Raw genomic sequence first — 19786 nt, 5'->3', positions numbered from 1 at the left:
AAAAAACCGTTCCAGCGGACGCCGAAGCCTCCGCAGAACGGTCTACTCTTCATACGAACCTTTCGGATACGTGGATTACAGGTTAATACCTGCCTGCTCAACAAGTGCATGCTGCAATACCTGATCCATATGGGCTACAGGGACAAATTCCACATCTTCCTTGATGCTGTCTGGAATGTCACGCAGGTCACGTTCGTTATCCTTGGGCAATAATATTTTTTTATAGCCGGCACGATGGGCTGCCAGTGATTTCTCTTTCAGACCACCAATCGGCAGTACACGTCCACGCAACGTTATTTCACCGGTCATGGCGATATCCTTGGACACATGTTTGTTCGTCAGTGCTGAGATTAACGCTGTTGCCATCGTAATCCCGGCGGATGGACCATCCTTCGGAATGGCTCCTTCCGGAACGTGGATGTGAATGTCGTTCTTCTCATGGAAGTCAGGCGAAATCCCGAGCTGTGTAGCTTTGGAACGGGTGTAGCTGAATGCGGCTTGAGCCGATTCCTTCATGACATCACCCAGTTTACCTGTCAGGGTCAACTTCCCTGTTCCTGGTACAACAGTCACTTCAATGACAAGGGTATCTCCACCCACTTCAGTCCACGCAAGACCCGTTACGGTACCAATCTGATCTTCCAGTTCGGCCATGCCATAACGGAATTTACCAGGTCCAAGGTAGTCTTTGACCTCATCTGATGTGATGTTGATCTGACCTTCCACACCCGATACAATGTTCTTGGCTGCTTTCCGGCACAACGAAGCCATCTGCTGTTCCAAGTTACGCACACCTGACTCCCGTGTATATTCACGAATGACACGCAAGAGCGCATCATCCGGAATTTCCAGTTGCTCTTCTTCCAGACCATGGTCCTGCTTCTGCTTGGGCAGCAAATAATTTTTCGCAATTTGCAGCTTCTCCAGCTCCGTGTAACCTGGGATGTTGAGCATTTCCATCCGATCCAGCAATGGACGCGGAATGTTGTGCACTGTATTGGCAGTGGTTACAAACATAACGTTGGATAAGTCAAACGGCAATTCGACAAAGTGATCACTAAACGTATTATTTTGTTCCGGATCCAGCACTTCAAGTAGCGCTGCGGAAGGATCTCCGCGGAAGTCTGAAGCCATCTTATCAATCTCGTCCAACAGGAATACCGGATTGAGTGAACCTGCCGTTTTCATCCCCTGGATGATACGACCAGGCATGGCTCCCACATAGGTGCGTCGGTGCCCACGAATCTCGGCTTCATCACGCACGCCGCCAAGAGAGATTCTTACAAACTCCCGGCCCAGCGATCTCGCGATCGAACGGGCAAGTGATGTTTTACCAACCCCTGGGGGTCCAACCAGACAGAGAATCGGCCCTTTGAGCTTCTTGACGAGCTTCTGAACAGCCAGATATTCAAGCACACGCTCTTTGGGCTTTTCGAGCCCGTAGTGATCTGCATTGAGCACATCCTCGGCTTTTTGAATATCCAGATCATCTGCTGTCATCTGGCTCCAAGGAAGGGCTAGCAGCCAATCCACGTAGTTGCGAATGACTCCACCCTCAGCTGAACTTGCAGGCATTTTCTCCAGTCGATCAATTTCTTTTTCGACCTTTTCTTTCACCTTGTCCGGCAAGCCGAGTTCTTCCATCTGATTACGAAGTTCCTCAACTTCACCTGCACGGCCTTCTTTTTCACCCAGTTCTTTCTGGATCGCTTTCATCTGCTCGCGCAGATAATATTCCTTTTGCGTTTTCTCCATCTGTTTCTTCACACGTTGGCTGATCTTGCGTTCAAGCTCCAGCACTTCGCGTTCGTTATTCAGAATATCCAGCAATTTCTCCAGACGCTCCCGAACATCAATGGTCTCCAGAATTTCCTGTTTATCCTTGATCTTCAGGGAAAGGTGACTCGTGATGACATCAGCCAGGCGTCCCGGTTCTTCAATATCAGACACAGCCGCAAGTGTCTCTGGTGTAACTTTTTTGGACAGATTAATATAATTCTCGAACTGGTTCAGAACGGTACGCATCAAGGCATCCGTCTCCGGATGAGTATTCTCCTCTTCAGGCAGTTCTTGTGCCAGTACTTCGTAATATTCCTCGTTGTCCGTATATTCAATAATTTCAGCCCGTTCCAAGCCTTCCACGAGTACACGAATCGTACCGTTCGGAAGCTTCAGCATCTGTCTGACCTTGGCCACGGTTCCGATTCTGAAAATGTCCTCTTGTGTTGGTTCTTCAATATTTACTTCAGCTTGGGAACATAGGAGAATCAAATGTTCTTCTACCATCGCTTTTTCTAAAGCCTTGACCGATTTCTCTCGGCCCACATCGAGATGCAGTACCATACTCGGGTAGACGAGAAGTCCTCTTAAAGGCAGTAAAGGAAAACGACGACCTTTCGCTTTGCTCGGTCCCATCGCTTTCGCACCTCCAATGGCTCTCAGGTTGTAGTCATTCATTATTCTATCAAATGTTCACATAAAAAACCAATGAAGGGAAGCGCCTAGCAGCTTCCCGAATCTGTAACCTGTCCTGGGCGAGGCACGTCAGCACGCAAATAGGAAGCAGATGCCGGTGGAAAAATCTCCGGTGCAGGTGCAATTGTCTCCTCTGCAAGCTTCGTTTGTTCCACCTTTTGCGACTCTGGAACCCAGGCAAACACTTCACGGAATACGTCCTGTACTGTATCTACCGGAATCACGCGCAAGCCCTCCAGATTCTCAAAAATGGACTGCCAGTTCTCCGCCGGAATAATAACGGTCTTCGCTCCAGCCTGAAATGCAGCCTCCACCTTGGCCAGTACGCCACCAATTGGCTTGACCCGACCATGGATGCTGATCTCGCCAGTCATCGCTGTCTCATGATCCACAGGGCGTCCCTGAATGGCTGATGTAATGGCAGTCGCCATGGCAATCCCTGCCGATGGACCATCAATAGGCGTCCCACCTGGGAAATTCACGTGTAAATCGTAATCATTCGGACGAATCCCCATGGCTTTTAATACGGTTAACACATTTTCAACCGAGCCTTTAGCCATACTTTTTCGCCGGAGTGTACGCGAACCGCCTCCAATCTCTTCTTCATCCACAACGCCTGTAATGTTGATTCGGCCTTGATCTTTGAGAGCCGGAACAGCAGATACTTCGATCTCCAAAATAGTTCCCATGTTCGGTCCATATACCGCCAAGCCGTTAACAAACCCCACCTGTGGCTGCGAAGGGACCTTACGATCAGGCCGTGGTTGAATCTGGCTGCTACCTGCCACCCACTCCACATCAGACGCCTGCAGCGTCTCACGTTTCTCTGTCAGCGCAAGTCCAGCAGCCAGTTGGATGATATTGACCGCTTCACGTCCATTGGTTGCATATCGCTTGACCACATCGACGGCATCCGGACATGGGCTGAACCCTATTTTCTGAACAGCGTCTTCGGCAATTCGCCCGATCTCCTCAGGTAATAGAGGACGGAAATAGACTTCCATACACCGCGAACGCAAAGCTGGCGGTAGCTCATGAGGCGAACGTGTCGTTGCTCCAACAAGGCGGAAATCGGCCGGCAGGCCATTTTGAAAAATATCGTGGATATAAGCAGGAGTATGCGTGTCTTCCGAGTTATAGTACGCACTCTCCAAAAACACCTTGCGATCCTCCAGCACTTTCAACAGCTTATTCATCTGAATGGAATGCAATTCACCGATCTCATCAATAAAAAGCATTCCCCCATGCGCTTTTGTCACAGCGCCCGGTTTAGGTTGGGGAATCCCTGCAACGCCCATGGCTCCTGCTCCCTGATATATCGGATCATGGACCGAACCAATTAAGGGGTCCGCAATCCCACGCTCATCAAAACGGGCTGTTGTTGCATCCAGCTCTGTGAATTTGGCATCTGGCTTAAATGGCGAAGATGGATTCTTCTTGGCCTCTTCCAACACGACCCTTGCAGCGGCTGTCTTCCCGACTCCCGGAGGGCCATAAATAATAACATGTTGCGGATTCGCACTGCATAATGCAGCCTTAAGGGCACGCAGCCCATCCTTTTGCCCAACGATATCGTTAATGGTAGCTGGACGCGTCTTCTCCGACAACGGCTTGGTGAGTGAGATTGAACGCAGCTTACGTAGCTTCTCCAGTTCCTTGCGAGATTCTCGCTCAACGGCACTGCGATTCGTTTTCTGGCCACGCAGCAGGTTCCAGAAATACAAACCAATCACCACTCCAAAAAATAACTGAATCAACATGATGACCATACCAAATTCCATGTCTTCACATCCTCCTATTTTGTCGCTATTCTCATATGAGATCATGCTAATACTTGGTAGTATAGCCTTTTCAACGCGACGTAAACGGGCGATGCGGAATTTGTCTGCGAGAAAATAAAAAGCCCACCATTGCTGGCGGGCTGTAACAGAAACAAGATATGAATCAATCAGTGCGAACGACCAGGAATAACTCCTGTCTCTTCATAGGTTTCGACGATTTTGTCGATCTCTTTTTTCAATTCCTCAACCATGATTTCCTCAGGCACTTTACGAATCATCTTACCGTGACGGAACAGGAGACCTTCTCCACGAGCACCGGCAATCCCAATATCCGCTTCTTTCGCCTCACCTGGACCATTCACTGCACAACCCAGCACTGATACTTTAATCGGCACCTTCAGTTTGGAGATATACTCTTCCACTTCGTTGGCAATGGAGAACAGGTCGATGTCCAAACGTCCACACGTCGGGCAGGAGATCAATGTAGCTGCATTCGTAATAAGACCAAAGGTTTTGAGCAGATCACGAGCAACCTTGATTTCTTCTACCGGGTCCGCACTCAGCGAGATCCGCATCGTTGAACCAATCCCCATAGACAGTAAGGCACCCATACCTGCGGAGCTTTTGATTGTACCGGAGAACAGTGTACCTGCTTCCGTGATCCCGAGATGCAACGGATACGGAATGATTTGAGCTGCTTTGGTATAAGCTTCAATCGCCATCGGTACATCCGATGCTTTGAGAGACACGATGATATCATGGAAATCAAGCTCTTCCAGTATACCAATGTGATACAATGCACTTTCGACCATAGCATCCGCCGTAGGATAACCATACTTATCAAGAAGATGGTTCTCCAAGGAACCGGCGTTTACCCCGATACGAATTGGAATACCACGCTCTTTACATGCTTTTACGACTTCTTCCACTTTGGAACGTTTACCGATATTACCCGGATTAATCCGTACTTTATCAATGCCATTCTCAATCGCAAGCAAAGCCAGCTTATAGTTAAAGTGAATGTCCGCTACGAGCGGTATGTTAATACGTTTCTTGATTTCCTTAATGGCTGCAGCGGCTTCCTCATTATTTACCGTTACACGTACCACCTGACAGCCGGCTTCTTCCAGTCGCAGAATCTCTGCAACCGTCGCCTCAACATCTGCCGTTTTGGTCGTACACATACTTTGGATAATGACTTCGTTGCTGCCACCAATCGTTACGTTCCCGACTTTTACGGGACGTGTATCTTGTCTTAAATACATGAGTGATTTCTCTCCCCACAACGTCAAAGCTCCACCCTGACAGAGACATAAATTCGCCTTCTGCCAAAGTGGAGAACTGACAAGTCTATATTTCAGAGTTCAACGGGATTCAGGCCTTAATTAGGCGCTTTCTTCCTGCTTATCGTCCTTTGATTGGCTTAGTTCAGGCACAACTCTTTTCTCAACGACTTCTTCGGTAATCACACAGTTCGTAACATCTTCACGTGAAGGTACTTCATACATGATTTCAAGCATGATGCCTTCAATGATGGCACGCAATCCACGTGCACCTGTGTTACGTTTGATTGCTTCTTTTGCAATCGCGAGCAATGCAGCTGGTTCAAATACCAGATTGACATTGTCCAGCTCAAGCAATTTTTGGTACTGTTTGGTAAGCGCGTTTTTCGGTTCGGAAAGAATCCGTACCAACGTATCTTCATCCAGCGGCTCCAAAGTGGAGATGACTGGCAAACGGCCTACAAATTCCGGGATCAAACCGAATTTCAGCAAGTCTTCCGGCAATACCATGCCCAGGTATTCACCTGGTTTCAGATCTTTTTGCTCAGTAACGGTATTGAAGCCAATGACTTTTTTACCGATCCGGCGTTTGATCATTTGCTCCAGACCATCAAAGGCACCGCCACAAATGAACAGGATATTCGTTGTATCGATCTGAATAAATTCTTGATGAGGGTGTTTACGACCACCTTGTGGTGGTACAGAAGCCACGGTTCCTTCAAGAATTTTCAAGAGTGCTTGTTGAACCCCTTCACCCGATACATCACGAGTAATGGATGGGTTCTCGGATTTACGTGCTACTTTGTCAATCTCATCGATATAAATAATGCCACGCTCTGCTTTTTCCACATCATAATCAGCAGCCTGGATCAGCTTGAGCAGAATGTTCTCTACATCCTCACCCACATAACCCGCTTCCGTTAATGAAGTAGCATCAGCAATAGCAAAAGGTACATTCAGAATTTTGGCCATCGTTTGCGCAAGCAACGTTTTACCAGAACCCGTAGGTCCTAACAGCAAAATGTTACTCTTCGACAGTTCAACATCTTCAATCTTGCTTTGTGTGTTGATCCGTTTGTAGTGATTGTACACCGCAACAGACAATGACTTCTTCGCTTGCTCCTGTCCAATAACATATTGATCCAGGATATTACGAATTTCTTTCGGTTTTGGAATATCTTTGAGGTCTACTTCTTCATCATGACCGAGTTCTTCCTCAACGATTTCGGTGCAAAGTTCGATACATTCATCACAAATGTACACGCCTGGTCCAGCGACCAGCTTACGTACCTGTTCCTGAGATTTACCGCAAAAAGAGCATTTCAGTTGCCCTTTCTCATCGTTAAATTTAAACATGAAACCACCCCTTTAGGAATTGATCGGTCTACTGAGCACCTGGTCAATAATACCGTACGCCTTGGCTTCGTCAGCGCTCATGAAGAAGTCACGGTCTGTATCCCGCTCAATTTTCTCAAGAGACTGACCCGTACGATCGACGTATATTTGATTCAGTTTCTGACGTGTTTTAATAATCCATTCTGCGTGTATCTTAATATCCGCAGCCTGTCCTTGAATGCCGCCAAGCGGCTGATGAATCATCACTTCGCTGTTTGTCAGCGCATATCTCTTGCCGGGTGCACCGGCTGTCAGCAATAAAGAGCCCATGCTTGCTGCCATCCCTACGCAAATGGTAGATACATCCGGCTTGATAAATTGCATCGTATCGTATATACCCATCCCTGCGGTGACAGAACCACCAGGTGAATTAATGTACAAGCTGATATCCTTCTCAGGATCGTCGGCTGCCAAAAACAAAAGCTGTGCTATGACAAGATTGGCTACATCGTCATCAATCGCACTGGTTAGAAAGATAATGCGATCCTTCAGCAAACGCGAATATATATCGTAAGACCGCTCGCCTCGATTGGTTTGTTCTATAACCATTGGCACCAGACTCATGAGACCAACCTCTTTTCTACATGTAATTAGACATAGGCCACCTGTAAAGCAAACCCAAATTCATTCTAACACTTTCCTGTGACAATGTCATTTTTCACAAGAGGCGTCAGACATCAGTTGGTTTACTTTTTAGCCTGATCATATTTAACCATGTTTTCTATGTATGTGCAAATTGGAGCCATCCTATGCCGTCTTGTCATTTTTTATTTGCATGAAGTACATAGGTATGTGAAAGGTGTACACCGATCAATAAAATTAGTAACCACCCATATCATTACTTCATCTTCTATAAAATGGATGTCACAATTTAAAAATAAGGCACGCAATAACTCACGTGCCTTATCATTTATTCAACTGTCTAATTCAAGACAGCTTGTCTTATTTTCCGTCAGCTTCTGCAACAACTTCTTCAGCTGGAGCTTCTACCGGTTCAACAACTGTGCTGTTCTCAACAAGAACGTCAATCGTTTTACGCAGTTTAACTTCATCGCGAAGGCTGTCCAGGGAACCATTACCCTCGAGGATGCCACGGATCTCATCAGCAGGACGCTTGTAAGATTCAGCCATTTTTTCGAGTTCTTGATTCACTTCTTCGTCAGATACTTCAATGTTTTCCGCTTTACCTACAGCTTCAAGCACCAGGTTGTTGCGAACACGTTTGGAAGCATCTTCTTGCATTTGTCCTCTCAGGTCAGCTTGAGTCTGGCCGGAGAAGCTCAGGAACATTTCAAGGTTCATACCTTGGTTGCGCAGACGGTTGTCGAAATCACGCATCATGTTCTGTACTTCGCTCTCTACCATTGCAGAAGGAATGTCCACTTCAGCGTTCTCAGCCACTTTTTCTACAACTGCATTTTCTTGAGCAGCTTTGGCTTCGTCAGCTTTACGGGATTCCAATTGTGTTTTCAGGTCAGCTTTGTACTCTTCCAGAGTATCGAATTCACTAACATCTTTAGCAAACTCATCATCCAATGCAGGAAGTTGTTTGCGTTTGATTTCGTGAATTTTCACTTTGAATACCGCTTGTTTGCCAGCAAGTTCTGCTGCATGGTAGCTCTCTGGGAAAGTCACTTCTACGTCTTTGAAGTCGCCTGTGGAAAGACCCACAACTTGCTCTTCAAAACCAGGAATGAATGTGTTAGAACCCAGTTCCAGGGAATAACGCTCAGCTTGTCCACCTTCGAAAGGCACACCATCAACGGAACCGTCGAAGTCGATTACTGCAACGTCGCCGTTTGCAGCGGAACCTTCGTCGATTACAACGAGTTCTGCGTGACGTTGTTGAAGACGCTCAAGTTCTTCAGTCACTTCTACGTCAGTTACTTCACCTTTTGCTACAGCAACTTCGATTCCTTTGTAGTCACCCAGGGTAACTTCAGGTTTCACAGTTACTTTTGCTTTGAACTTGAATGTTTGTCCTTTAGCGAACTGTTCAACATCTACGTCAGGACGATCAACCGGGAAAATATCCGTTTGGTCGATTGCTTCTGTATAGGCTTCAGGAAGCAAAATGTCGATTGCTTCTTGATAAAGGCTCTCTACACCAAAACGAGCTTCGAAGATTGAACGTGGTACTTTACCTTTACGGAATCCAGGTACGTTTGCTTGTTTTACCACTTTATTAAAAGCTTTGTCGAGTGCTGCAGTTACACGATCTGCATCCACTTCAACCTCAAGAACCCCAAGGTTCTTCTCTATCTTTTCCCAAGTTGCTTTCATTGTATACTTTCCCCTCCAAAATTCACATGTTCACGTAGGCAATCACGTACAAAATAACCATTTTAGTATAAACAAGATTAGATTCTTTTTCAAGGGGAATCCCTTGATACGGTTTAAGGAAAACGTTTCCGGCCTCTATTAACCATCCAATCCGGCAGATACAAACTGCTTCATGGAACGATAAGCCTGCTCCAGCCGAAAGCGCATTGCCCCTGTCACAGCATACATTGAGCGAGTATTTTCCTCATCATGCGAGCCACCCAGACTGTCTGCAACGGTCATATGTAGAGCTGCTGCCCATATATCTGTCATGGAATCATTTTCTTCCAACATGGATACATAATCACGAGTTCCATACACGGCCATGACATATTGTATCCATAACTCCTGGGCAAAATAAAAGAGCGTAGGTTCATGAACCTCCGTCTGATCTGCCACTCGTTCCAGAATCTGAACGATCTGGAGCGGGAATTCCTCTGGTTTAAGAGGCACGGTATCAATCTCGACTTCAACCTGCTCTTCGCCTCTCGTAAACAGGATCATACCTTGAACGCCTCGGCGACGCAAGGTTTGCAGCACCCGAAATTGAAGCAAAGGGTGAAGCGACTTCTCTTTTAACCAACTCGTAAGTGCCTCATCAATCTTCGGCAGATCAAGATAGGCCAGCTGCTCCAAAGCCAGCATCGTCTGTTCAGACAACGGTTCTTCCATGACTGTGCGAAGCATCTTATCTGCATAACCATCATCCTGTTCAAGCTTCAAACGGGCGTGCTGCCGGGCCATATCTTCCTCACTGATCTCTTCCTCTTCCCGTTCTTCATTAACGGCTGGCGAGGTCTCTTCATAATGAGGGAACGCAGCCTGAAGCCATTCGAGCAAGGCCCGCCATTCATCATAATGGCGTTCTTCCTGTCCCTGACATTGCAGCAAAAAGTGAAGCAATTTCATCGCTTCACCATACCGTTCATTTTCAAGCATCACTGTCAATTGAATCTGGTAATAGTCCAGCGTCTTAGGAAACAGCACAATATTGTTGTTGTGCTCGGTCTCCGGGGTCGTGGATTCCTTAATGGGAGCACCTCCTCTATATACTGAATCTCCAGTCGGAATCAACATAAATAGATGTATATATTAAAACGATTGTCGATCTATTTTCTGAGTTCTCCTGATATTCTAACATAACCTTAAATATAATGAAAAAAACGTTACTGCCGCCAAATATCATATATGAAAAATATATTAAAATAAAATGCTTGATATTCCTGTTTGCATATGATAAAATCAATTTTGCTTGAAAAAATTCATGTCTCAGTAGCTCAGCTGGATAGAGCAACGCCCTTCTAAGGCGTCGGTCGGGGGTTCGAATCCCTCCTGGGACGTATAAAAAGAAAACTTCCTTTGGGAAGTTTTTTTTGCGTTCTGGGGATGAGAACCCCAATGGTTCGTCGGAGCATTCGCTTCGTTAGCGCCACTTCGCAGTCTCGACTGCAAGGAGTATCCCTCCTGGGACGTATAAAAAGAAAACTTCCTTTGGGAAGTTTTTTTTGCGTTCTGGGGATGAGAACCCCAATGGTTCGTCGGAGCATTCGCTTCGTTAGCGCCACTTCGCAGTCTCGACTGCAAGGAGAGTATCCCTCCTGGGACGTATAAAAAGAAAACTTCCTTTGGGAAGTTTTTTTGCGTTCTGGGGATGAGAACCCCAACGGTTCGTCGGAGCATTCGCTTCGTTAGCGCTACTTCGCAGTCTGAAACGGGATGGGTAGCACCCCTCCAGGGCCCATTAAAAAAGCTTCCTTCGGGAAGCTTCTTTTGCGTTTTGGGGATGATAACTCCGATGTATCGTCAGATCACTTGCGTTCTGTTGGTTTTATTTTTCATTTCATTGGTCAATGTTGACACAGAATGTTATGCTTGTGAAGTGGATAATGTAACAATCCATACATATCAACTTATTAGAAAACAGGAGATTTTATCATGTCATCTTCAATACAGCAACAATCATCTATTCTTGCCGAAGGAGAACATTCTCCGGCATCCAAAAGATTCGGCCTGTTATTAGCAGGCATTATGGTCATTGCCGCTACCATGAGATCACCGATCACGGCAACCGGACCCGTCGTGGAGATGATCCGCTCGGATACGGGCATTGGCCATACGATGGCAGGGCTTCTGACCTCGCTCCCTTTGCTCGCTTTTGCAGCAGTCTCTCCTTTTGCACCACGTCTCGCCAAACGTTTAGGACTCGAATCAGCGTTGCTGATCGCAATTATCATCGTAACTCTAGGGGTGGCCTTACGTTTATCCCCTTCTGTCCTGGCTCTATATGCAGGAACCGCAATATTGGGATGCGGCATTGCATTAAGCAACGTGCTCTTGCCAAGTTTGATCAAACGTGATTTTCCATTGCGGGTGGGTATCGTAACCGGATTATACTCTGTATCCATGAACATATTTGGCGCCATCGCCTCAGGCGTGAGTGTGCCAGTAGCGGGAGCAACATCTATGGGATGGCGCGCTTCGCTGGGCATGTGGGCCCTGTTATCCATAACGGCGCTTGTCTTGTGGCTCCCCCAGATCGCCGCAGGACGACAGCGAATGTTATTTGTAGCCTCACAGAGCGAAGGGACTCCTGTACGTCTACGGACCTCTTCCTTGGCCTGGTTCATTACTCTGTTTATGGGACTGCAATCTTTAATATTTTATACAACAATCACCTGGCTACCAGAGATTCTAGCCGAGCAAGGTTTCAGCGCAACGTCTGCAGGCTGGATGCTCTCCTTGATGCAAATGGTTAGCGTACCAGCTACCTTTATCGTTCCGATCTTAGCCGGCAGAACCCAAGACCAGCGTATTCTAACCACGTTAACGTGCTCAGCTTTAATTGTCGGGTATGCTTTATTGTTAAGCGGACTCCCTTCGCTCGTTACCATCGGCGTTATGCTGGCAGGAATAGGCGCTGGCGCTTCGTTTGGACTGGTAACCATGTTCTTCGTCCTTCGCACAAGAGATGCCAGACAAGCTGCAAGTCTTTCCGGTATGGCCCAGTCTTACGGCTATATGCTGGCAGCCGTGGGACCTCTGCTATTGGGTATGCTTCATGACTGGACAAAAGGATGGACTCTTCCGTTGCTAATACAGGTTATTCTTGCCATTGCGTTACTTATTGCAGGGACCCAGGCCAGCAAAGATCGCGCAATCAGTTAATCACACTTCCATTTATGTGAAAAAAAAGAAACAAAATGAACGGCCTCCATCCTGCTAAATCAGGATGGAGGCCGTTTGTGCGAAAAACAGTTCCTTCAATAATCTAATCAACGATCAGTTTATTGGGTGGACAAGCTTACTTTACTTTTACCGTAATCGTGTCTGTGCTGGTAACCCCGGCTGCGTTAATTAACTCAGCTCGATACGTATACGTGCCCGAAGCTTTCCCGGACAGTGTCGTCACAGCACTTTGGGCAAGTGGTGTAACCGCACGGAGTTCTTGCGTATCGATCAACTTATCATTTTCATAGAGACGATACTCAGAAGCATTCGTCCCCCACCACAGGTTCATGGTCACCTTATAATTGCCGTCGCCATCCCAGTTATCCTGAGAGAGAACCGCTTTGCCTGGCATTGCGTTGGTAACCCGAACAGTCAACGTCTGACTCCGGGTTGTTCCCTTGTCGTTAGTTAGCTCCGCTACGTACGTATACGTACCGTTAGTTTTGCCCGTGATTTTCGTCTGAGCAGACTGCGCCGAAGGCGCGTTATAAGTCAACTTCTGCGTATCAACCAAAACCCCGTCTTCATATAATTTGTAGCTGGTTGCGTTCTCTCCCCACCACAGATTCATGGTAACGATATACGAGCCTTCAGGTAGGCCGTTGCCCACCCAGTTATTGTGAGAAAGTACAGGCGTGCCTGGGGCCTTGGTAGCCGGAGTTTCAGGTTCGGTCTCCAAAGCTTCCAGTTTCAGTACCGTATTAGCTGTACCCGAAAGTCCCTGTTGGTCTTTCACCGTAAGTTCAACGGTATATTCACCCGCTTCGATTCCTTCCAATGGAAGGCTGAAGCTGCCATCCGCTTGTACTTCAAAAACACCCTCGTTTTGAACCGAACCATCCTCGTTTTTCACAACATACGTTGCTTCCAAAGAAGCTGCTGGATCAAACGTGATGTCCCATCCGCTGGCAAGCGCAGGTGCAACCTCAAAGTACAAGTCATCCACGCTACCATTAAGAACAGCCGATTCATCCGCTTTGAATTCCAACACTTCTGGTGCAGTTACAGCCGGAGCTGTCTTTTTCACCAAAAACGGAGAAGTATCTTCCTTATAGGTTTTGCCGTCCGTACCAATGGTAGTGATGTCCACCGTGTATAAACCATCCGGAAGCTCAGTCACTTCATCGGTCGTGTAATCTGCATATGTGCCGTCCCAAGCAAGGTTATATCTTGCATTTGCATTGAAGTTAAAATAGTTACCAAAAATGGAGCCAATGTATCCATCCTGGTAGTATCCACCTTCAGGGTTAAGACCATCATAAATCTCAATCAGGGCGAAAGTCATCGGATTATAGAATTCCATCGCAACATTCAGCGTATCCAATGTACCATCAGCCTTCAATGGATAGTGGAATGGATTTTTTTCATTACCTTTTACCGTCTCAATATATTTAACGCCAGTCAACGTAACATTGAAATGAGCAACATATGGCACCGTAAAGGTATTGGTTCCGTTCGACAACTCAATGTATCCTTGGGCTTCTGAAGCCGCAGTAATCCCACGTGGAACGGTGATTGTCACTGCAAGTTCTTCCTCACCATTCAATGTAAAGGAATTCTTGTCTACGGCAACGGATACGCCAGCGACATTACGAGTCGGATTCACATTTACGGTGTAATCTCCACCGCTACCATTCTGCGCTTCAACTTTGATCGTTTTGGTAATCGTCTTTTCATCTGTACTCAAGAAATTACCGTAGTTGATGCTTCCGGTGATATTTTCCTTTTCTACAACTGTGCCACTCTCCGTGTATTGAGTAACATCAAGCACTTTGACAAAAGCAGCAGGATCGATGGTGTTCACAGCCTGAATACGGCCTGCACCCTGATCGAATACATCAAACTTGGTCGTATCCAGCACTTTGCTATTGTTCATGAGCGCAACTTTGATATCAAATGGCGTCCAGTCCGGATGCTTCTCGATCAGCAACGCAATCAAACCTGCTACATGAGGTGTAGCCATACTTGTACCTGATTTACGATCATACGCTTGTGCATAATCTGCATCTGGCTCATCCTTGCCGTAGGCAGGAATCGTAGACAAAATGCTTGTACCTGGTGCAACAATATCCGGTTTGATGTCCAGCGTTACCTTTGCAGGTCCACGTGAACTGGATGAATTCATTTCATCGCCCGGAGTTTGAGCACGTTCAAAATCACTAAAGCTCACTTCAACGGCTTGTCCTGCGTCCAGCTCAGCTTTGATCACATCTCCATCTTCCTTGGACATGCTCAGTGTCGGAATGAGTTCAAAGTTATCGCCCAGACTTACACCGATCGGGCCAGGAATGTTGTTATATACAATAACAGCTACGGCTCCGGCCGCTTTGGCATTGGCGATTTTCTCTACAAATGCGAGTTCACCACGCTGTATTAATGCGACTTTACCCGTAAAATCCTTGCCTTCAAAATCAGTTGGCTTACCCAGTGCTGCATATTCAAGCTCATATTTCTCTCTCAAAACAATTTCAGGGTCTGCCGACAGGCTCCAGCCCATCAGATCCAGACGGTAAACCGACTCTGTAATAGCCAATGGAGCTTCAGTCGGAGCAATTACAGACTCTTCTTCCACAGGGGCAGCTTCAGGAGAAACTTCAACTGGTGCAGAAGGTGATGCAGATGGAGTATTTTCTACCGTTGTAGCTTCTTCTACATTCGGAACTTCAGCGTCGACAGGCGTTTCAGCTGTAATTCCATCTTGTTCTGATCCAGCAACTAAAGTTTCATCAGAAACCGCGTCCTCCACAGCTGCTGCACTTTCCTCATCAGCAGTTGCGGATACACCTTGCTCTAAAACTTCTGGTGTTTCCGTTCCAGGTGCTGTCCCCAGTTCAGGAGATTGTTCAACCTCTGGCACCGGTTGTTGTTCAGGTTGCGTCTCTTCGCCTTCCTCACCAATCCAGAAGTGAGTATCAGCTGTAATAAGCTGGCTAGGTCCTGTAGAGTTACCTACAGTAATAGCCATTGCAGACGCACCTGGAGAACCGAGTGTATAACGGTTGGGTCCACTGTTACCACTTGCCACAACCGCTGTCACGCCAGACAGCATGGCATTGTTAAGGGCAACCGAAGTGATATAACTCGGGTCGTTGGCGGCGTTACCTAACGAGAGATTGATTACATCCATGCCATCTTGAACAGAACGATCAATTCCGCCGAGTACCCATGAGGTTTGACCACTACCATACGGTCCAAGTACACGGTAAGCATAGATATCTGCTTCAGGAGCAACACCAACAATACCGTAGTCCCCCGCTTCGCGAGCAGCAACGGTACCCGCTACGTGCGTACCGTGAGATGTGTAATAGGGGCTTCCAAGCTCGTTAAGCTCAGGCTCGCCCGATCCTTTCCATTCTTGATATGTTGTTTCATACGGATCATTGTCGTTTCCAACAAAATCCCATCCACCTTTGTAGGCTTCTTGCAAATTAGGATGTTCATAGTCAATGCCTGTATCAATGACGCCGACTTTAATGCCATTTCCTTTGTAACCCAAATCCCATACTTCAGGTGCACCAATAAAAGGCGCTGTGTCTTTCATGTACGGGTTCACTTCATCTGTCTCGGGCGCTATGGTAACTTCAAGGTCAGGATATACGCTGACCACGCCAGGTATTTGAAGCAATTGTCCCACTTGGTTTCCTTTAAGCTCAATCGCTACACCATTCAGGGCATATGCATATTCTTCCAATACTTCATGTTTGATTTTCTTCTGAGTGAGGCTATGTACAAATGACTGTTGTTGTTGCTCAACTTGAGTCACAGCCTTTGTTTCCATAGAGGAGGTAAAAGATTTTCCTGAGAGGGTTGATTCGCCTTGCGCTACTGCAACAGGTTTATTGGAAAGTTCAACGATAACTCGGGTGTTTTCTCCACCCAGGCCTTCCAAGCTTTTATCCAAAAATGGATCTGCGGCAAGTTTTGCTTCTCGCCCTGCAAGAATCTCTCTCCATTGTTTTGCTTCGGCCGTACTCGGTATGTTCTCAAGTTGAATAGCTGAATCTGCGGGAGCGGCTCCAGCCGCTGGGAGGATAATAGAAAAGACCATCAGAACACTTAATAACGTGGATATCAATCGTTTACTCAAGGCTATGCCCCTCCTTTTTTGAATGTGAGTACCTCACCAAATGATGGGTTCCTGCTGTTCGCAAGTACTGCAATACCTGCTCCAATTCCACCGCCTATCTGCAAGATGATTGACCCTTGGTAAATTATTCTATCAAAATACCACATTTTCCTTCTAAATAATTACAAATATGATATAGAAATTACTTATATGGGTCTTGAGTATGATAAAAAGATCCATTTGTAATTATTTGTCGTTTGAATATTTCATTTTTAAAATAATGCAAAAAAAAGACCATACCCTCTTTATTAGCAAGAGACTCCTGGTCTTAATTTGAAGGATGGTTATTGTATAAAAGATCCCCGTATTTCCTTTAACAGAGATTAAATAATATGAAATTTTAATTTTCTGGCTTTACAGCTTCAATACGCAAACGTCTGTAATCGGCATATATCGCATCATCTTTCCAGAGGTGAGGCATCACAATCCGACTGGTTTCCTGACAAAATTGTTGTATCTCATCAGGACTAAAACCTGCAAAATAGTCGCCTCCAAAATGAGCCAACCAGCCTACTATACCTTGTTCACCATCTTCAAGTCTGGTAGGACGGTCGTAGTGATAGGCCTGTCGCACCACAAATCCACTTTGTTCCAAGATATTGCTGTATTCTCCGATCGAAGGAAAATACCACGGATTGCGTTCTGATGCACGAATCCCCGTGTTGCGTACCAATACCTCCTCTATAGCATTCACAATGATCTGCACGTTCCCTTTACCGCCGAATTCTGCTACAAAACGCCCTCCGGGCTTCAAAGATTTCCATATGCTATCCACGACTAGTCGTGGACTTCGCATCCAGTGCAGGGCTGCATTGGAGAAGACGGCATCATATGGTCTATTCGTCTCAAACTGATGACCGTCTCCTTCCACGAACTCAAGTTCAGGGAATTTCTCCCTCGCACGGCGAATCATATCCGGCGATGCATCCATTCCAATAACCTCAGCTTCGGTCAGAGAAATTTCATACGTCAAATCCCCCGTCCCGCAACCCAGATCAAGGATGTATTCCCCTTTTTGGGGTTGAAGCCAGGAGATCAGGTTTTTGCCGTATCCGGACACAAAAGCCAGCTTGTTGTCATATTCTTCTGCCTGCCACTGATTTAATGATTTCATGGAACCACCGTCGCTTTCGTTATTGATATCCTCATTGTGACACAGAATTGTTTATTATTCAAATATATAGATTCTATATTGTTTATAGGTAAAACCAATAGAACACTTCCCCTGAACGCAAAAAAAACTTCCCGAAGGAAGTTTTCTTTTTACGTCCCAGGAGGGATACTCTCCTTCCAGTCGAGACTGCGAAGTAGCGCTAACGAAGCGAATGCTCCGACGAACCGTTGGGGTTCTCTTCCCTTGAACGCAAAAAAACTTCCCGAAGGAAGTTTTCTTTTTACGTCCCAGGAGGGATACTCTCCTTCCAGTCGAGACTGCGAAGTAGTGCTAACGAAGCGAATGCTCCGACGAACCGTTGGGGTTCTCTTCCCCTGAACGCAAAAAAACTTCCCGAAGGAAGTTTTCTTTTTTACGTCCCAGGAGGGATTCGAACCCCCGACCGACGCCTTAGAAGGGCGTTGCTCTATCCAGCTGAGCTACTGAGACAAATATGTATAATAAATTTTCGGCGCGGTTCTTATTATACTCTGTTTTCTATATTTTTCAATAGTTTTATAAAAAAATTAATAATTACACTTATAAATGTACTTTTCCGTGTTATTTTCATACTCCAGTACCCTTCGGAATATGATAGCTTGAACCGGGCTATATTGAGGAGATGGGTACTACTTGAGCAGGATTAACATCAGACATTTTCAATGTCAGGATTGCTGGGTAATCTTTTGCATACATACATTTCAATGTTCCATTGAAGGAGAGAATCGTCATGAGACAACTTTTATCAGCCCTATCCTATTTTAGCATTTTCTTTGCCCCGTTCCTGTTTCCGATCATTATATGGATTGTTGCCAAGGATGCTTACATTGAAGGACATGCCAAACGCGCCTTATTCTCACATGTATTCCCGTTTCTCGCTGCCATTCCGCTATTTTATTTCTTCGTGACAGCGCATAGCTTGGGTTCCGCCGTCGGGTTTGTCATCCTATTCTTTGTGATTTACGGATTAAGCTTTGTATATAACATGGTCAAAGGAATTCAAGTGCTTCGTGAATATGCTTGATTACCTCTCCACCTGGATCTGACCTCGCATAACAAACCCCGCCGTTCAACAACGGCGGGGTTTTCTAGTTACAGGTGCATTATAGAAGGTCAATGTGTACGCTGTACAGTTCAACGTCTAGCTCCTATCCCGCAATCACCACATGTTGTTGCACGTGCCTTCCCTGTTAAGCCTGCCCAATCAGATAGCGCTGAAGTGTTGGACCAAGCAAACCAAAGGCAAACAGTTCACTTTGAAACCGAGCTTTATCTTCTTCGGCAGTAATGCCTTCGCTGTTCTCAAAGGCGGTTTCTGTCGCCTCTTCAAATGCGGTATGCATATTATTGTTATACCAGTCGATCGCCGAATCGGAGTGATTACGTACAATTCGAACAACTTCCAGCGAATTTCCAGGCTGAGTGGAGGCCACGTATACAAGTAATGACGGGTCTCCGACATTTCCAGGCTGCACTTCAACCTCTGCACAGGACAACCCATCTACCTCAGTTAATCTGCGTATTTTGGCATCTTGAATGGCATACATTCGTATCGCGCTCCTTTTCCTTTGTGCTTATCATGTACTTTGTTCAATCTGGTATCGCGTCTCTGGTGTGCCCAATCGATAAATCTCCCGATACACCTGTTGTAATACCGTTTCATACGCCCGGTTTACGGACTCCTCCGGTGTATCCGGCCATGGGAATACCATGCCAGGAAAGGCCTCTTCCTCCTTTTCCTGCATGAGATTGAGCAGTCCCAGTAATTGCTCCGCTTCCTGTGGTGTTGCCTGAATGATCCATTCATACGATGTTACAGACGGATCCGGAATAACGGAGCGGCCCATGACAGATACATAATACTTCATACTGTCCATTGCATGTTCTCTCCTTCACAGGCATGTTGAGGCCGTTGTCCCTAGAACTAGTTTCCGAAGAGGACAGACATTTTATGCCTGCTTTCGGCATATATTTGTTACGACTTCTGACGAAAAAGACAACATTTGCTGGCTGTCATTGATTC

13 protein-coding genes and 2 tRNA genes are annotated in these 19786 nt (G+C 46.3%); 3 read left to right on the top strand and 12 right to left on the bottom strand.

The annotated features are described in order from the left end of the window. Nucleotides 1-75 precede the first annotated feature (75 nt). The 7 genes from lon to WFI24_RS29250 form a co-directional block, all read right to left on the bottom strand. The gene (gene lon / locus WFI24_RS29280; RefSeq protein ID WP_145325254.1) at nt 76-2415 is read right to left on the bottom strand and encodes an endopeptidase La; all 2340 of its coding nucleotides are present in this window, start codon (nt 2413-2415) and stop codon (nt 76-78) included. A gap of 86 nt (nt 2416-2501) precedes the next feature. Beyond that, on the bottom strand, nt 2502-4256 hold the full coding sequence (gene lonB, locus WFI24_RS29275; protein ID WP_145325253.1) for an ATP-dependent protease LonB: 1755 nt from the start codon (nt 4254-4256) through the stop codon (nt 2502-2504). A gap of 167 nt (nt 4257-4423) precedes the next feature. Further along, on the bottom strand, nt 4424-5521 hold the full coding sequence (gene ispG / locus WFI24_RS29270; protein ID WP_145325252.1) for a flavodoxin-dependent (E)-4-hydroxy-3-methylbut-2-enyl-diphosphate synthase: 1098 nt from the start codon (nt 5519-5521) through the stop codon (nt 4424-4426). A gap of 120 nt (nt 5522-5641) precedes the next feature. Then, nucleotides 5642-6895, bottom strand: a complete 1254-nt coding sequence (gene clpX / locus WFI24_RS29265; RefSeq protein ID WP_145325251.1) for an ATP-dependent protease ATP-binding subunit ClpX — start codon at nt 6893-6895, stop codon at nt 5642-5644. A 12-nt stretch (nt 6896-6907) separates the two neighbouring features. Then, nucleotides 6908-7498, bottom strand: coding sequence for an ATP-dependent Clp endopeptidase proteolytic subunit ClpP (gene clpP, locus WFI24_RS29260; protein ID WP_145325250.1), 591 nt, complete (start codon nt 7496-7498; stop codon nt 6908-6910). Nucleotides 7499-7876: 378 nt separating this feature from the next. After that, entirely contained in the window at nt 7877-9217 is a 1341-nt protein-coding gene (tig, locus tag WFI24_RS29255) for a trigger factor (RefSeq protein WP_336765434.1), read from the bottom strand. Nucleotides 9218-9355: 138 nt separating this feature from the next. Next, nucleotides 9356-10288 carry a hypothetical protein gene (locus WFI24_RS29250; protein ID WP_145325303.1) on the bottom strand — a complete coding sequence of 311 codons (933 nt, stop codon included), beginning with the start codon at nt 10286-10288 and terminating at the stop codon, nt 9356-9358. Nucleotides 10289-10522: 234 nt separating this feature from the next. On the opposite strand from WFI24_RS29250, the gene WFI24_RS29245 reads away from it, so the two are divergent. Further along, nucleotides 10523-10596: transfer RNA gene (locus tag WFI24_RS29245), tRNA-Arg, on the top strand. A gap of 595 nt (nt 10597-11191) precedes the next feature. Then, on the top strand, nt 11192-12421 hold the full coding sequence (locus WFI24_RS29240) for a CynX/NimT family MFS transporter (RefSeq protein WP_336765433.1): 1230 nt from the start codon (nt 11192-11194) through the stop codon (nt 12419-12421). A gap of 136 nt (nt 12422-12557) precedes the next feature. Here WFI24_RS29240 and WFI24_RS29235 read toward each other — a convergent pair whose 3' ends face one another. From WFI24_RS29235 to WFI24_RS29225, 3 genes are all read right to left on the bottom strand, one after another. After that, a complete protein-coding gene (locus WFI24_RS29235; RefSeq protein WP_336765432.1) occupies nt 12558-16571 on the bottom strand; it encodes a S8 family serine peptidase in 4014 nt (1337 codons plus the stop codon). A gap of 379 nt (nt 16572-16950) precedes the next feature. Next, complete coding sequence (locus WFI24_RS29230) at nt 16951-17724, bottom strand: methyltransferase domain-containing protein (RefSeq protein WP_336765431.1); 774 nt, start codon at nt 17722-17724, stop codon at nt 16951-16953. Between the two features lie 415 nt (nt 17725-18139). Further along, nucleotides 18140-18213, bottom strand: a tRNA-Arg gene (locus WFI24_RS29225). Nucleotides 18214-18493: 280 nt separating this feature from the next. Between WFI24_RS29225 and WFI24_RS29220 the strand changes: the two genes are divergently transcribed. After that, on the top strand, nt 18494-18787 hold the full coding sequence (locus WFI24_RS29220; protein ID WP_336765430.1) for a DUF4870 domain-containing protein: 294 nt from the start codon (nt 18494-18496) through the stop codon (nt 18785-18787). 166 nt (nt 18788-18953) lie between these two features. Here the strand turns inward: WFI24_RS29220 and WFI24_RS29215 are convergent, their stop codons facing one another. Further along, the gene (locus WFI24_RS29215) at nt 18954-19310 is read right to left on the bottom strand and encodes a hypothetical protein (protein ID WP_336765429.1); all 357 of its coding nucleotides are present in this window, start codon (nt 19308-19310) and stop codon (nt 18954-18956) included. Between the two features lie 30 nt (nt 19311-19340). Next, entirely contained in the window at nt 19341-19640 is a 300-nt protein-coding gene (locus tag WFI24_RS29210) for a hypothetical protein (protein WP_145325243.1), read from the bottom strand. Nucleotides 19641-19786: the final 146 nt, after the last annotated feature.

The sequence above is a fragment of the Paenibacillus sp. USHLN196 genome, from assembly GCF_037144955.1.
Classification (GTDB): Bacteria; Bacillota; Bacilli; order Paenibacillales; family Paenibacillaceae; genus Paenibacillus; species Paenibacillus xylanexedens_C.
The sequence above is the reverse complement of the archived record's forward strand: the minus strand, read 5'-3'. Positions and strand labels throughout refer to the sequence as shown.